General features: G+C 63.1%; 13 protein-coding genes, 1 other RNA gene and 1 pseudogene. 3 read left to right on the top strand and 12 right to left on the bottom strand.

Going from position 1 to position 14418, the window contains the following annotated elements:
* Window positions 1–162 precede the first annotated feature (162 nt).
* The 4 genes and pseudogenes from groL to GMET_RS18920 all read right to left on the bottom strand — a co-directional run bounded on the left by groL (window position 163) and on the right by GMET_RS18920 (window position 3505).
* Complete coding sequence (gene groL / locus GMET_RS00145) at window positions 163–1803, bottom strand: chaperonin GroEL (RefSeq protein WP_004513795.1); 1641 nt, start codon at window positions 1801–1803, stop codon at window positions 163–165.
* Window positions 1804–1909: 106 nt separating this feature from the next.
* A complete protein-coding gene (gene groES / locus GMET_RS00140) occupies window positions 1910–2197 on the bottom strand; it encodes a co-chaperone GroES (protein ID WP_004513794.1) in 288 nt (95 codons plus the stop codon).
* Window positions 2198–2336: 139 nt separating this feature from the next.
* Window positions 2337–2903, bottom strand: coding sequence for a hypothetical protein (locus GMET_RS00135; protein WP_238378956.1), 567 nt, complete (start codon window positions 2901–2903; stop codon window positions 2337–2339).
* 14 nt (window positions 2904–2917) lie between these two features.
* Window positions 2918–3505: pseudogene (locus tag GMET_RS18920) on the bottom strand (DUF507 family protein).
* A 161-nt stretch (window positions 3506–3666) separates the two neighbouring features.
* Here GMET_RS18920 and aroF point away from each other — a divergent pair.
* On the top strand, window positions 3667–4701 hold the full coding sequence (aroF, locus tag GMET_RS00120; protein WP_004513790.1) for a 3-deoxy-7-phosphoheptulonate synthase: 1035 nt from the start codon (window positions 3667–3669) through the stop codon (window positions 4699–4701).
* 42 nt (window positions 4702–4743) lie between these two features.
* Window positions 4744–4924: non-coding RNA, 6S RNA (gene ssrS / locus GMET_RS18200), on the top strand.
* Window positions 4925–4979: 55 nt separating this feature from the next.
* Here the strand turns inward: ssrS and GMET_RS00115 are convergent.
* From GMET_RS00115 to hemH, 5 genes are all read right to left on the bottom strand, one after another.
* Window positions 4980–6206, bottom strand: coding sequence for a Tll0287-like domain-containing protein (locus GMET_RS00115; protein ID WP_004513789.1), 1227 nt, complete (start codon window positions 6204–6206; stop codon window positions 4980–4982).
* Between the two features lie 63 nt (window positions 6207–6269).
* Window positions 6270–8234 (bottom strand): hypothetical protein, encoded by a 1965-nt coding sequence (locus tag GMET_RS00110; RefSeq protein ID WP_004513788.1) that lies wholly within the window; start codon window positions 8232–8234, stop codon window positions 6270–6272.
* Between the two features lie 3 nt (window positions 8235–8237).
* A complete protein-coding gene (locus GMET_RS00105; RefSeq protein ID WP_004513787.1) occupies window positions 8238–9056 on the bottom strand; it encodes an AAA family ATPase in 819 nt (272 codons plus the stop codon).
* A gap of 6 nt (window positions 9057–9062) precedes the next feature.
* The gene (locus GMET_RS00100) at window positions 9063–9248 is read right to left on the bottom strand and encodes a hypothetical protein (protein ID WP_011365618.1); all 186 of its coding nucleotides are present in this window, start codon (window positions 9246–9248) and stop codon (window positions 9063–9065) included.
* A 5-nt stretch (window positions 9249–9253) separates the two neighbouring features.
* The gene (hemH, locus tag GMET_RS00095) at window positions 9254–10207 is read right to left on the bottom strand and encodes a ferrochelatase (protein WP_004513785.1); all 954 of its coding nucleotides are present in this window, start codon (window positions 10205–10207) and stop codon (window positions 9254–9256) included.
* Window positions 10208–10388: 181 nt separating this feature from the next.
* On the opposite strand from hemH, the gene GMET_RS18115 reads away from it, so the two are divergent.
* Window positions 10389–11834 (top strand): HD domain-containing phosphohydrolase, encoded by a 1446-nt coding sequence (locus tag GMET_RS18115; RefSeq protein ID WP_011365617.1) that lies wholly within the window; start codon window positions 10389–10391, stop codon window positions 11832–11834.
* Between the two features lie 41 nt (window positions 11835–11875).
* On the opposite strand, the gene GMET_RS00085 is transcribed toward GMET_RS18115, so the two are convergent.
* The 3 genes from GMET_RS00085 to GMET_RS00075 all read right to left on the bottom strand — a co-directional run bounded on the left by GMET_RS00085 (window position 11876) and on the right by GMET_RS00075 (window position 14412).
* Window positions 11876–12079, bottom strand: coding sequence for a SlyX family protein (locus GMET_RS00085; RefSeq protein ID WP_004513782.1), 204 nt, complete (start codon window positions 12077–12079; stop codon window positions 11876–11878).
* Between the two features lie 77 nt (window positions 12080–12156).
* Window positions 12157–13179, bottom strand: a complete 1023-nt coding sequence (gene hemE / locus GMET_RS00080; RefSeq protein ID WP_004513781.1) for a uroporphyrinogen decarboxylase — start codon at window positions 13177–13179, stop codon at window positions 12157–12159.
* A 162-nt stretch (window positions 13180–13341) separates the two neighbouring features.
* A complete protein-coding gene (locus GMET_RS00075) occupies window positions 13342–14412 on the bottom strand; it encodes a radical SAM/SPASM domain-containing protein (RefSeq protein ID WP_004513780.1) in 1071 nt (356 codons plus the stop codon).
* Window positions 14413–14418: the final 6 nt, after the last annotated feature.

Genomic DNA, 14418 nt, shown 5'->3' with positions numbered 1-14418 from the left:
GGCCGGCACAGCATTTTTTTCTCGATGATATATGCTGCCATTCCAGAGCGTTATGTTTTAACCACTCTATAGAAACGGGATGGCAAAAGGCCGGAAACAGAAAAAGGGGAAAGACCGAAGTCCTTCCCCTTTTCATGTTCAACCGGAATGAGCCGGAATGATTTACATCATGCCGCCCATGCCACCCATTCCGCCCATGCCGCCGGGCATTGCCGGCATGGCAGCCTCTTCCTTCGGCTTGTCGGCAATCATGGCCTCGGTGGTCAGCATGAGGCCGGCCACGGAAGCGGCATTCTGCAGGGCCGAACGGGAAACCTTGGTCGGGTCGATGATGCCGGCCGCGATCATGTCCACGTACTCGTCATCGGCAGCGTTGAAGCCAAAGGCGTCTTTGCCGTTCTTCACCTTATCGACGACGATGGAGCCGTCAACGCCGGCGTTCTGGGCGATCTGGCGAATCGGCTCCTCAAGGGCGCGCTTGATGAGGGTAACGCCAAACTGCTGCTCTGCCGGGAGGCTGATACCTTCAAGGGCGCCGAGGGAACGGATATAGGCAACGCCGCCGCCGGGGACGATCCCTTCGTCAACGGCTGCGCGGGTGGCGTGGAGGGCGTCCTCGACCCGTGCCTTCTTCTCTTTCATCTCGGTTTCGGTGGCGGCACCGACCTTGATGACGGCAACGCCGCCCACGAGCTTGGCCAGGCGCTCCTGGAGCTTCTCGCGGTCATAGTCGCTGCTGGTTTCTTCGATCTGGGCACGAATCTGCTTCACGCGGCCCTGGATATCGGCTTCAGAACCGTCGCCGTCAATAATGGTGGTGTTGTCCTTGTCGATGGTGACCCGCTTGGCAGTGCCGAGCATGTCGAAGGTGGCGTTCTCGAGCTTGAAGCCGAGCTCTTCGGAAATCACCTTGCCGCCGGTGAGAACGGCGATGTCTTCCAGCATGGCCTTGCGGCGGTCGCCGAAGCCCGGAGCCTTCACGGCGCAGATGTTGAGGACGCCGCGCAGCTTGTTGACAACCAGGGTGGCCAGAGCCTCGCCCTCGATGTCCTCGGCGATGATCAGCAGCGGACGGCCGCTCTTGGCGGTCTGCTCAAGGATCGGGAGCAGGTCCTTCATGTTGGAGATCTTCTTGTCGTGGATCAGGATGTTGGCGTTCTCGAGGGAAGCTTCCATGCGCTCCGGATCGGTTACGAAGTAGGGGGAGAGGTAGCCGCGGTCGAACTGCATCCCCTCGACGGTCTCAAGGCTGGTTTCCATGGCCTTGGCCTCCTCGACGGTGATGACCCCTTCCTTGCCGACCTTCTCCATGGCCTCGGCGATGATGCCGCCGATGGTCTTGTCGTTGTTGGCGGAGATGGTGCCGACCTGGGCGATCTCCTTGTGGTCCTTGATCGGCTTGGATATCTTCTGGAGCTCGGCCACGATGGTCTCAACGGCGCTGTCGATGCCGCGCTTGATCTCCATGGGGTTGTGGCCGGCGGCCACCAGCTTGGAGCCCTGGCGGTAGATGGCCTGGGCGAGAACCGTGGCGGTGGTGGTGCCGTCGCCGGCAACGTCGGAGGTCTTGGAGGCGACTTCCTTCACCAGCTGGGCGCCCATGTTCTCGAACTTGTCCTCCAGCTCAATTTCCTTGGCAACGGTGACGCCGTCCTTGGTGATGAGCGGGGAGCCGAACGACTTCTCGATGATGACGTTGCGTCCCTTGGGGCCGAGGGTCACCTTGACCGCGTCAGCAAGAGTATTGACACCTTTCAGGATGGCGTTGCGCCCTTCCTGATCGAACTTGATAATCTTTGCCATGTTACTCGTTCCTCCCTATTTAATCTTCGTCTTCGTATGTTGTTATCTATGCTGTTTCATGGCACGGCCAAAGGCTCCGGATGGACCTTCGGCGAAGCCGGCCACTCTATTCGATGACGCCGAGGATGTCGTCTTCCCTCATAATCAGGAAGTCTTCGCCCTCGACCTTGATGTCGGTGCCGGCGTACTTGCCGAAGAGCACCTTGTCGCCCACCTTCAGGTCGATGGGGATCACCTTGCCGTCTTCGGTCTTCTTGCCATTGCCGACGGCCACGATCTCGCCGCGCTGGGGCTTCTCCTTGGCGGTGTCGGGGATGAAGATCCCTCCGGCGGTAACTTGCTCCTCCTCGATTCTCTTCACGAGGATGCGGTCCTGCAACGGTCTGAGTTTCATCTGCAGCTTCTCCTTTCTTTCATGAGTATGCTCACGTGATTTCATCGAAAAAAATTAGCACTCGATACAGCTGAGTGCTAACGCGAAGTAACTATAGTCACCCCCCGGGCAAAAATCAAGGTCATTTGCAAAAAAAATTTCAGGGGGAAGAAGACACGGGGGGACGTAGCGGCGCCATGGCGGCAAGTACCTTCTGGGAGAGGTCCCGGGCAAGATCCCGGGCAAGGCGGCCCCGCTCCCGGTCGATGGTGGAGCGGTCATGGTCGAAGAAGCTCTCCATGGGAACGAAGATCTCCACCGACGGGATGCTCCTCCCGGGCTCATGGACGTAAACGCGGGCCTTGACCCGGATATTGGTGGAACAGCACCCCGAGTCCTCCACATAACTCCAGATGTCGCCGGAGATGTAGTACTGGCGGGCGAGCCAGCCGGGATCCACCGCACTCACCTCGTCCTTGAGGATGGCGAAGGAGCGGATCCCGGTCTCGCGCCGGCGGCCGTTGAGCTGGTCCACAAAATCGTTGAAGACCGTGGCGGAGAACTCCTCGGGTACCAGGGCGCCGCCAAAGGGGACCACATAGGCGGTTTCCACATCGGAGGCGGGGCGGAAGGAGGGGGAGACGCTGATCTGGGTTTTTGGCCCGCAGCCGGCCAGCACCATGAAGACGATGGCGAGAAGCGCCGTAAAGACAAGCGCGCGCGTCAATCTGCAGCAAAAGCTCACCATTTCCGCTTCGCCATCTCTTCCTGGTAGAATTTCTGGTAGAGGACCTCGTACTCCCGGCTCCCCGGCACCTTGGCCTGGGCGTAGGAGGCAAGCTTCTTCCGGACGGCGGCATCCACCTCGCCGGTCACCGCGAAGAAGGAGGAGATCGCCTCCTTGATGCACTGCAGCGAGCGCCGCTCATCAGGGAAATCGGCCAGGTCGTCCTTCCAGAGCCGGTCCTGGATCCGATGGGCCAGATGGGATATGCGGTCTTCGGAAATGCTCATGGTTTCGTGCTCCGTGCCGGCGGGCCAGGGTCAGATGACGATCCCCTTCTCCTTGGCCAGCCGCTCCTTGATCATCTTCAGCATCTTGTGCCGGTCGATGCCGACGCCCCCCCCCATGGAGCGCAGGGTCTGCTCCAGGAGGCGCTCGGCCTCCCGCTCCAGATCCTCTTCCCCCTTGGCATCGGAGGCAACGGCTTTTTTAATCCGGTCGAGGACGACCCCCCGCTCGGCCTTGAGGTTTATGAGCCCCGCGGTGATGAGCCGTTCCAGCACCTGCTCCGCGAGCCGGGCGATCTGCGCTTCCTTGAGCTTCATGGGTCCTCCCGATGCTCCGTCACGTCGTGGCCCGGTCATTGCGGCCGGGGAATCCATTCTACCCATTGCCGGCGAAAAAGCAAGGCACCGTTGACCCCCGTGTCCCCCTCTGGTATCGTTGCTCCGATGAGACGACTGCAATCTTGGAAAAGGAGGGGCGCGTGCTGATCGTCATGATCCACAAGGCTGGTCCGAAACAGATCGAGGCAGTTGTGAAGGCGGTGGAAACCATGGGGCTTACGGCGGCGCCGATTCCGGGGAGCGAGCGGACCGCCATCGGGGTCCTCGGCAACAAAGGGTACGTGGATGACACCACCATCAGGGACCTCCCCGGCGTCCAGGAAGTGATCCACGTCTCCAAGCCCTACAAGCTCGTCTCCCGCGACTTCCATCCCCGCAACACCATCGTGAAGGTCTGTGGCATCTCCATCGGCGAGGGGAAACGGCCGGTGGTGGTGGCCGGCCCCTGCGCGGTGGAAGGGGAGGAGCAGATCCTGAAGACCGCCCGGGCCGTCAAGAAGGCTGGGGCGGATCTTCTCCGTGGAGGGGCGTTCAAGCCCCGCACCGGCCCCCATACCTTCCAGGGAATGCGGGAAGAGGGCCTGAAGCTCCTGGCCAAGGCCCGGGAGGCAACAGGACTTCCCATCGTCACCGAAGTCATGAGTCCCGACACGGTGGGGCTCGTGGCGGAATACGCCGACCTCCTCCAGGTGGGTGCCCGCAACATGCAGAATTTCGAACTCCTCAAGGAGCTTGGCCGCATCCAGAAGCCGGTCCTGCTCAAGCGGGGCATGAGCGCAACCATCGAAGAATTCCTGGCCGCCGCCGAATACATCCTGGCCGAGGGAAACCCCCACGTGATCCTCTGCGAGCGGGGGATCAGGACCTTTGAGACCGCCACCCGCAACACCCTGGACCTGGCGGTGGTTCCCCTCATCCGGGAGATGTCCCACCTGCCGGTCATGGTGGACCCTTCCCACGCCACGGGAAAGCGGAGCCTCGTGGCCCCCATGGCCAAGGCGGCACTGGTGGCCGGAGCCCACGGCGTCCTGATTGAAGTCCATCCGGAGCCGGACAAGGCCCTCTCCGACGGTCCCCAATCCCTGACCTTCCACGGCTTTGATCTGCTCATGGAGGAAATCAGGCGCCTGAACGCATTCCTCGGGGTCGACGACGGTGGAGAAAAAGCCCCTTGATTTATCCGGGAGAGGAGGCTAAACTAGCTACAAATATTAGAATTCTCTCTGCCATGCGCGTCAGGCTGATATGCCCCAGCGGAACATTTACGTAAGACGGGGGTTCTTTCTACCGTGGTGTGCTGCCCCATCATGTGGGATTTGCCTGAAGCGGTACAGAGCCTGCCACCTGTAAGGAACTCGCTGTGAGGCCCTTACAAGCCAACGGCATGGTGGAGGGATTATCAATAGAGGGGGAGCGCATCAAGCGTTCCCCCTCTTTTTGTGCCGAAACTTTTTCAGTAGACCGAGTGTTGGTTGTGCTCCCTCAGGATTGCCGTAAAGAGGGGATTATGGTCCGACCGTGAAACGGAGAGGGCCATCTCAACCTCGGTTATCCTCCCCCTGATGTCCCGTATTTTCCGGGAAGTCGTCTCACCAACCAATCCCCCCGTCCCGTCGCGCAGGTATGCCGAGATCCCCTCCCGCACCCCGTCGCCGTCGGCCAGGAAGGTGTAGATCGATGCCCCGAGGAGTTCACCTTTGGGCAGCCCGAAGAGGTCCTCAGCGCGACGATTGGTGATGATGAGTTTGCCGTCGGCCAGGAAGGTGACAATGGCCGACTGGGCCATCTCCAGGACATTGCGGTAGCGGTCCTCGGACTCTAGCCGTTGGCGGGTCTTGAGGTCCAACTCCTCCATCATGCCGTTGAAGGCGGCCACGAGTTCGCCGATCTCGTCCCGGGAGCGCTGGGGAATCCGGTCGCCGAAACTGCCGGTGGCAGCGACATGGGTGATGGAGGCGGAAACCTGCCGGAGCGGGTCAATGATGGCGCGCCGGACAAGGAATCCCATCACGAAAATGATGAGACAGAAGGTGAGCCCCCGGGTGGCCAGATCGAGTCTGAAGTCGGTCCCGGCCTCGCGATAGAGGTCGGCCAGGGGGATCGAGACCGACACGGCGCCGATCACCTCGCCGACCTGGTAGTTGTAGGAGAAGTGCCCCTTGGGGAAGCGGGCCCGGACAAAGGGTGGCGCATCCTCGTAGCGGCCGTGGCATTCGAGGCAGCTCTTCTCCGCCACCATCGAGAGCATGTAGCGAAAGCTCTGCTCCTTGTCGGTCCGGACGATGCGGTAGGTTTCCGTGCTCTTCTTTGCCGCGAAGAGCTTGAGCATCTCTTCCTCGTACGGATCGGGGCGATTGTCGGGGTTGCGGTACCGGAGCGAAACCTGCCGCACATAGTAGTCGCTCCCCCTGGTCAGCCGCTTGGCCACGTTGGTGGCCACCACCTGGGGAACCAGGTTGTAGTTCTCGTTGGGCTCCCCCTTTACCACGCTGGAGATGTAGTCACGGGTCTCGATGATCTGCCGGGCAATGCTCCGGGCGTTGTCCACGGCGATTCGGTCGATGAGCGCCCTTTCCCGATGGTAGACGAAGAAGGCCGCCGCCAGGAAGACGAACACCAGAAGGAGCGACAGGATGATGTTGAACTTCGTGCTGATCTTCAGGTTGGCAAACCAGGACATGCGTGCCTCCGGCCATTAACATTGCTTCAAGTATACCCGTCCGGCCGCCCTCGACAAGGAGGGTCACCAGACATAGTTCTTCGCGATCTCCCGCTTGTCGTGGCCATGGAGGATGTGGAGGACCCGCAGCCCCTTGAGCTTCACCGGCGACAGGGAGCCGAGGGGGATGTAGACGATCTTCTTCCCCATGCGGGCCGCCAGCTGGCGGAACATGCTCCGGGGGGGACGGGGCGCCGCGTAGACCACGTGCTTCTCGGGGGAGTAGTCCAGGGCCGCCAGGAGGAGCACCTCGGCTTTCGAGCGGGCAAAGGCGTAGTCCGGGTCGTGCCAGACGTCCATCATGCGCCGGGGAGGGTAGGAGAGGAGGAAGCCGCCGTACTCACAGCGGCAGATGCCGGGGCCCACGATGTTGTCGGCCGGGGAGGTGGCGTAAAAGGCCATGTCCGATTCCTGATCGTGCTCCCCGAGCCAGGTCATCCGGTAGGGGAACCTGCGGTTGTCCCGGTCCTCGTCAAAGATCACCACCACCCCGCCGACGCCCCCCGTGGCCCGCTGGTTCTCCCGCACGTAGATCCGGCCGTCGGCCAGATTGCGCAGGGTCTCCCGCATGTCGATCCCGTCCAGAAGCGACGCCGTGAACGGCTCGGTGCGGGAGAGCTCCTCGGAGAGTTGCATGGCCCCCTTTTTCTTCAGGAACCGGCCATAATCCTCGATCACCACGTCCTCCGGCGGGTAGGAGCAGATGGCGGGATTGTCGAACCCCTCCAGCCATTCGCCGGGGCGCTTCTCCTTCTTCCGCTTCAGGAACCCCAGGTGCGACAGCCCCTTCTGCCGCTGCTGCCGGGGACGGAAGCGGATCCGGCGGGCGCCCCCCCAGATTTCCTCGGGAGAGATGGCGAGGGTAGGGAGGTCGGCGTCGGTCCGCTGCCAGGGGTAGTGGGTGGCCAGGCGCCAGAAGGCGTAGGCGAAGTTGTCGTCGATGCAGCCGCGGGCCGCGGCTAGGAGCTGGAAGAGATCGGGGAGGAGCATGCCGCCGGTCAAGGCGTAGTTGCGGGTAAAGCGGAAGAAGGCCCGCTTCTGCCAGAGGTGGAGCGGCTCGCCGGTCTCCTGCCGGTAGTGGCGGGCCGCCTCTTTGAAAAGATGGTATATGATCCGCTGCCGGTCCGGAAACTCCCCCTCCCGCCCCGTGTGGCGGGCGCTCCGCTCCACGGCGTGGCGCAGGAGCTCCTCCTCGGGGATTTCCCGCTTCCCCCCCTCGATCAGTTCCAATACGCTATACCGTTTGCGCAGCGTGGCACTGCCGTCTACAGGCTCCGGTGGCAAAGTGTCCCGGCGCAGCTCGTACACTGCCGAGAGGAAAGGAAACTCCCCGAGGATCTCTCGGCAGGAATCGGGGTGGAGATTGAAGAGGGCCACGTTCTCGCGCCGGACCCGTTCCAGGGGCGCGGCCTGGGGGCGGCCGAATTCCTCCTTCACCCGCTCCAGATGGAACATCCCGCAGATGAAAAGGATGAGGCCGTGCTCTCGGGAAAGCTCCTGGAGCCGGAAGGCCATCCCCTGCTCCCGCCGCCGGTCCTCGGGACCGTGGGAGAGCGTCGCGCACCCCTTCCGGTACTCCTCGTAGTAGGGGGTGAGGCCAAGCCGGTGGATGGCGTAGGGGTCGGGAAGCGCTTCGTGGTGGAGGGGATAGGAATCGGTATCCACGTCCACCAGTGCCACGGGGATCCCCAGTTCCCGGCCGAGCCGTGCCCCCTCCACCAGGGGGTCCGCCGGCTCCACGAGGAGGTAGACCGTTTCCTCGTGCCCTTTCTTCACCTTGGTGCCGTAGCGGAGCACCGACACCTCCGGCAGCCGTGCCACGGCGCGCCGGAAGGGTGCTTCCAGGGTCGGCGGCAGCTCCAGGGCGATGCAGTCGGGCTTCACCCGGTGCACCGCCTCGCGCACGAGCCAGGCGAACTCCATCCGGTAGTGGAGGACGGGGAGGGCGTGAACCGGGCCGAACTGTTCCAGGTGGAGGCGGTGGGGCATGGCTTACGCCAGATACCGCAGCGCCTCGTCCCCCAGCACCCGCTCCACGGCAAGGGGGAGGAGCTCGGCGGCGTCCCGTTCGGTGGCGGCCATCATCTTGAGGGCGTAGCGGGCGATGTTGATGCCGTCGCGGACCGAGTAGAGCTCGTCGGCGGCATGGGCCCGCTGGAGGAAATCCACCACGTACTTGAGGATCCGGGTCGGGGCGAAGGGGAGGTTCTCCTTGAGGATCATGAGTTCCTCGTCGGCCTCGGGGAAGTCGATGAAGATCTGGGGCTGGAGCCGGGAGTGGATGTACTCGGGGACCTCGAAGGTGGAGGCGTCCTCGTTCATGGTGACCACGATCCGGAAGTCCCGGTGGGCCGGGACCCTGAGGCCCGTGATGATGGACTCCACGTAACGCCGGTCGTCCAGGAGCGGCGCCAGGGAGGCCCAGGCCTTCTCGCTCATCCGGTTCCCCTCGTCGAGGATGAGGACCCCTCCCTTCACCATGGCGGAAACGAGGGACGAGGCGGCGTACTGGATCTTCCCGTCGGGGCCGATGACCGGGGTGATGATGAGATCCTCGGGGCGGGTGTCCATGGTGGCCTGGAAGAGGTAGACGGGGCGCCCCAGGCGCCGCGCCGCGGCGTAGGCGAGGGTGGTCTTCCCCACCCCCGGCTTGCCGATGAGGCGAGGACTGAAGGGTATGTCCCGGTCGTCGATGACCATCCAGGCGGCCAGGAGCTGCTGGAGAAGTTCATCCTGGCCGACCCACTTCAGGGGAAGCTGGACCGGTCCGGCCAGCGTGAGGGCAATTCCGTCGATGGTTGTCTGTTCCATATCCGTTCACCTGTCGATAACGTACATCATGGCGAGTTTCGCCCGGTTGTCCAGGCATTGGGGGCAGAGGGTGCCGGCATCGCTCCAGAGCTCCGTCGCCAGCCACTCCCCCGCCTCCTCGTAGGGGGTGCGCTCCTCTCCGGGGGTGAATTCATTTCCGCAGATGGCGCAGGCTTTCGTTTCCTTTTCCATCCGGCTCACATCCCCGCCTTCCGCACCAGGTCCGCCAGGCAGTCGATGAAGAGGGGAGAGGTGTTCAGGGAGGGGGAGCGGCGGAATTTGGCGTACCCCAGCCGGTGGGCCAGCATGGCGTACTCGATGTCGATCTCGTGGAGGGTCTCGATGTGGTCCGACACGAAGGAGAGGGGAACCATGAGGAGGTTCTTCACCTGGTGGGCCGCCAGGTACTCCAGTATCTCCTCGGTGGAGGGCTCCAGCCACTTGACCGGCCCGGCCCGGGACTGGAAGGCCAGGTGGTAGGTGACCCCCTCGAACCGCTCCATAACGAGCCGCACCGTCTCCTCGATATGGGAGAGGTAGGGGTCACCTTCGTCGATAAAGGACTGGGGAAGGGAATGGGCCGAAAAGAGGATCTGCACCTCGGCCAGGGGGTGGAAGTCGTCGAGCCCTTCCTTTATTTTCTCGGCCAGGGCCTCGATGTAGCGGGGATGGTCAAAGAAGCGATCCACGTAGGTGACGTCAAAGGTGGCGCCCGATTGGGCCAGGACCCGCTTCAGCTCGTTCACGCTGGAGCCGGTGGTGGCCCGGGAGTAGTGGGGATAGAGGGAGAGGGCGATGATCCGCGTGATTCCCTCCCGCCGGATGGCCGCCAGGGCCTCCACCGTGGTGGGCTTCCAGTAGCGCATGGCCGTGAAGCAGCAGTACCCGTCCCCCAGAACCTCCTCCAGGGCCTTCGCCTGGGCCTCGGTCAGCTCCCGGATGGGGGACTTGCCGCCGATCTCCTCATACTTCCGCTCCACCGGCGTGGCCCGCTTCTTGGCGATGAGCCGGGCGATAAAGGGCTGCAGGAAGGCGGGGCCAATCCGGATGATGTCCCGGTCGGAAAAGAGGTTGACGAGGAAGGGCTCCACGGCGTCCAGGGAGTCGGGCCCCCCCATCTGAAGGAGGAGGACAGCGGTTTTTTCTGACATGGTCGCCTCGCGAACGGTCGAAGGTTGGGCCTTTCGGCACCCCTTCCAGATACCCCATTACCCCGGACCGGTCAAGGAGGAAGAAGAGGGAATTCGTCGCCCCGGACCGGAAACCCGGCACAGATAATGTATAGTTTGTTGATATGACGCGAAACTCCAGCGCTGGAAAGAGAGGGACTCCATGGCTATCAGGCTGGCCCTTGCCCGCAAGTTTCTCGTGGCCGTCGGCATCACGGTCTTCGTAACGATCGGCATTCTTTTCTTCTTCATGTACGAGCAGGCCCAAAAGGCCATCTACGACCACGTGGACCGCCAAAGCACGGCGCTGCTCCAGCAGGTGGTCATCACCCGGGCCTGGATCTCGGAGCATGAGGGGATCTACATCCGCCAGGCCCCCGGGGTGGAGCCGAACCCCTACCTGCCCGGTTCCGGCATCACCGACAAGGAGGGACGGGACTACGTCTTCCACAACCCGGCCCTGGCCATCCGTAAGCTCTCCGAATACGCCCAACGCAAAGGGCTCTACCGCTTCCACCTCTCAAGCCTCAAGCCCTTGAACCCCGCAAACAAGCCGACCCCCTTCGAGTCCGAGGCACTGCGGCAGTTCGAGCGGCGCGGCTTCACCGCCAGCCGCGACGGCATCGCCGGCATCGTGCGGGACGGCGACCATGCCGCCTACCAGCGGATCATCCCCCTGGTGGTGGAGAAGTCATGCCTCACCTGTCACCTGCAGCAGGGATACAAGGTGGGCGAGGTGCGGGGGGGGCTGAGCGTCGCCCTGCCGCTCCAGGATGCGGAGCGGCAGATCGTCAAGGCCCGCATCCTCTTTGCCCTGGCCGGCGCCGGCATCATGGCCATGGTGATGGGAACCCTCTACTACCTCCTGCGCCGGATGGTCCTGGCGCCGGTGGCCCACCTCCACGGCATTGCCGGCAGCCTCAGCGCCGGCAACTACACGGCCCGGGCCACCCTCACCACGGGGGACGAACTGGAGAACCTCGGCACCGCCTTCAACACCATGACCGACCAGATCATCAGCGGCTACCAGTCGGCCCTCAAGACCCTGGCGGCGGCGGTGGAGGCCCGGGACTCCTACACCCGGGGCCACATCGACCGGGTGGCCCGCTACGCCCTCGGCATCGCCCGGGAGATGGGGCTCCCGCCGGAAACCGTCTCCCGGGTGGAGATGGCAGCCATTCTCCACGACATCGGCAAGATCGGCATTCCCGACGCCATTCTCCGCAAGGAGAGCTCCCTCACCCCGGAGGAATTAGAGATCATGCAGGCCCACTCCCTCAAGGGGATGGAGATCATCTCCACCTCCGATTTCTTTTCCTCGGTCATGAACGCCATCCTCTATCACCACGAATTCTACGACGGCACCGGCTACCCCAGCGGCCTCAAGGGGGAGGAGATTCCCCTGGTGGCGCGGATCATCACCGTGGCCGACTCCTTCGACGCCATGACCACCGACCGACCCTACCGCCGGGGGATGCCCCGGGAAACGGCCCTGGCGGAGATTGAGCGGTGGAAGGGGAGCCAGTTCGATCCCCAGGTGGTGGATGCGTTTTTGCGAGGGATGAAGCGGGGGGGCCTTGTCGCGAAGAGAGGAACCGAGAAGGCGTGAAGACAGGATGCGGGCCTGGAATGCTTATCATGGACAGGCTCTCAGTAGTGGGGGGGCGGCTCCTCATCCTCCGGCTTTCGCACCAGGGACGGGGCCGCGGCCAGAGCCTGCTCCCGGAGCCCCTTCAGCTCCGCCTCCAGCCGATCGATGGTCTGCTGCTGGCGGTAGACCACGTCGTTCAGCTCGTGGACGGTGCGGGACAGGTGGGTAACGTGGATCTCCAGGTCGGTGATGCGATTATTCATGGGGGCCTCTTTCCTAACGGTGAAAAGAAAAAGGGAGCCACCTTCGCTCCCTTTTCCGGTTCATCTCTTCGCTGCTCCTACTTCTGTGACAGCCGGTGCACGCATTCGACCATGTGGATGGCGTTCTCGGGCGGCACCGTGGGGAGGATGCCGTGCCCCAGGTTGAAGATGTGGCCCGGGCGACCGGCGTTCTCGTCGAGAACCCGCTTCACCTCCACCTCGATCACCTCCTTGGGAGCGTAGAGGACCGTGGGGTCCAGGTTCCCCTGGACGGCCATGTTCGGGCCAAGCACGTCCCGGGCTTTCCCCAGGTTCACGTGCCAGTCGAGCCCCATGACGTCGCCGCCGGCCTTCTGCACCGTCTCCAGCATGGTGCCGGCCCCCTTGACGAAGTGGATGACGGGAGTGTTCTGGCGGTTCAGGCCATTGATGAGCTTCCGGGTGTAGGGAAGGACAAATTTCTCGTAATCGGTGGGGGAGAGGACCCCGCCCCAGGTGTCGAAGATCTGGATCGCTTGGGCTCCGGCCCGGATCTGGGCGTTCAGGTACTCCATGTCCATCATGGTCACCTTATCCATGAGGGCGGCGTAGACCTCGGGGGCGGCGTACATCATCCGCTTGATGGTGGCCCAGTCCTTGGACCCCTTCCCCTCCACCATGTAGCAGGCCAGGGTGAACGGGGCGCCGCCGAAGCCGATGAGGGGCACCCGGCCGGCCAACTCCTTGCGGAGAATCTTGATGGTGTCGAGGACGTAGGGGACATCCTCCTCGGGGTTGGGGATCCGGAGCCGCTCCACGTCGGCCATGGTCCGGACCGGGGTCTCGAAGACCGGGCCGGGGACAAAATCGAGCTTGAGCCCCATGGGCTCCACCGGCGTCAGGATGTCGGAAAAGAGGATCGCCGCGTCGACCCCCAGGATATCCACCGGCTGGAGAGTCACCTCGGCGGCCAGCTCCGGGGTCTTGCAAAGCTCCAGGAAGGTGCACTTGGAGCGCACCGCCATGTATTCGGGGAGGTAGCGCCCGGCCTGCCGCATGAGCCACACGGGGGTACGGTCAACGGGCTTGCCCCAGCAGGCGTCGAGAAAACGATTATTCATTGGAAATCCTCCTTGGAGATTTAAAGCGTTTCAACACCAGGAACGTGATATTTACGTCAGATTGGTGCACCCGCAGGAACCCCGGCGGAGGCGTAGCCCAGCTACGCCGCACAACGGGGTGACGAGGACGGCGCCAAGATGGCGTAAAGAGCACGTTCCTCCCTACGCCTTCTTTTGAAGGCGTATCGGCACATAATTACAGAACGGCTCTTCCGCCATGTAATCCCCATGCACCGCATCGGCCCTGGCCCGGCACCCGCCGCAGACATTGAGAAACTCGCACTCGCCGCACTTCCCCTTGTAGGCCTTGAAGTTCCTGAGATCCTTGAAGATCTCCGAATTCTCCCAGATCTCCCGGAAGGGGGTCTCCTTCACGTTGCCGGCGGTGCGGTGGAAGTAGGAGCAGGGTTTCACGTTGCCGAAGCAGTCGATGAGGCAGATGGTCTGGGCCGCAATGCACCCCTTGCCGCCGCCGGTGGAGAAGGTCAGCGACCGGCGCTCGAACTTGACCCCTTCTTCTTTCGCCCGCATGGGGACCATCCGGTAGTAGTGGGGGGCACAGGTGGGACGCATGAGGATCTCGTCCTCCAGCTTCTCCTGCTGGTAGTGCCACTCCAGAATCTCCTCGTAGTCCTCCTTGGTGATGAGCTCGTTCATGATCTCCTCGCCGCGCCCCGTGGGAACGATCATGAACATGTACCAGGCGGTGGCGCCGAGGCTCTTGGCCAGCTTGAAGGTGTTGGCGATGTCGTGCTGGTTGCGCTTGGTGAAGGAGGAGTTGATGAGGAATTTCTGGCCGTTGCGCCGGAAGATCTCCGCGGCCCGCACTACCCCTTCGAAGGCGCCGGGGCACTGGCGGAAGTCGTCGTGGACCGCGGCGGTGCTGCCGTCCAGGGAAAGCGACACCATCTTGATGTCGGCCTTGCGCATCTTCTGGCAGATCTCGTCGGTGACCAGGGCGCCGTTGGTGGCCATGCACATGCGCAGCCCCAGGGAGGTGCCGTACTCGGCCAGCTCGAAGATGTCCTTGCGCATGAGGGGCTCGCCGCCGGAGAGGACGATCACCGGTTTGGAGAAGTCAGCGATCTCCTTCAGGAGCTTCTTTCCCTCCTCGGTGGTGAAATCCCCCTCGGAAGAGGTCAGGTCAGAGGAACAGCGGCAGTGGACGCACTTGAGGTTGCACTTCTGGGTGGTTTCCCAGGCAACCCATTTGGGTATGAATTCTTCAGCCATGGGTTC

Source organism: Geobacter metallireducens GS-15 (genome assembly GCF_000012925.1).
In the GTDB taxonomy this organism is placed as follows: Bacteria; Desulfobacterota; Desulfuromonadia; order Geobacterales; family Geobacteraceae; genus Geobacter; species Geobacter metallireducens.
This window is presented reverse-complemented; position numbering and strand designations above follow the sequence as displayed.

Bases quoted from the DNA above. Each gene is read 5' to 3' on its own strand.
- groL (WP_004513795.1), bottom strand. From the start codon at position 1,803: ATGGCAAAGATTATCAAGTTCGATCAGGAAGGGCGCAACGCCATCCTG.
- groES (WP_004513794.1), bottom strand. From the start codon at position 2,197: ATGAAACTCAGACCGTTGCAGGACCGCATCCTCGTGAAGAGAATCGAG.
- GMET_RS00115 (WP_004513789.1), bottom strand. From the start codon at position 6,206: ATGTCCTGGTTTGCCAACCTGAAGATCAGCACGAAGTTCAACATCATC.
- GMET_RS00110 (WP_004513788.1), bottom strand. From the start codon at position 8,234: ATGCCCCACCGCCTCCACCTGGAACAGTTCGGCCCGGTTCACGCCCTC.
- GMET_RS00105 (WP_004513787.1), bottom strand. From the start codon at position 9,056: ATGGAACAGACAACCATCGACGGAATTGCCCTCACGCTGGCCGGACCG.
- GMET_RS00100 (WP_011365618.1), bottom strand. From the start codon at position 9,248: ATGGAAAAGGAAACGAAAGCCTGCGCCATCTGCGGAAATGAATTCACC.
- hemH (WP_004513785.1), bottom strand. From the start codon at position 10,207: ATGTCAGAAAAAACCGCTGTCCTCCTCCTTCAGATGGGGGGGCCCGAC.
- GMET_RS18115 (WP_011365617.1), top strand. From the start codon at position 10,389: ATGGCTATCAGGCTGGCCCTTGCCCGCAAGTTTCTCGTGGCCGTCGGC.
- GMET_RS00085 (WP_004513782.1), bottom strand. From the start codon at position 12,079: ATGAATAATCGCATCACCGACCTGGAGATCCACGTTACCCACCTGTCC.
- hemE (WP_004513781.1), bottom strand. From the start codon at position 13,179: ATGAATAATCGTTTTCTCGACGCCTGCTGGGGCAAGCCCGTTGACCGT.
- GMET_RS00075 (WP_004513780.1), bottom strand. From the start codon at position 14,412: ATGGCTGAAGAATTCATACCCAAATGGGTTGCCTGGGAAACCACCCAG.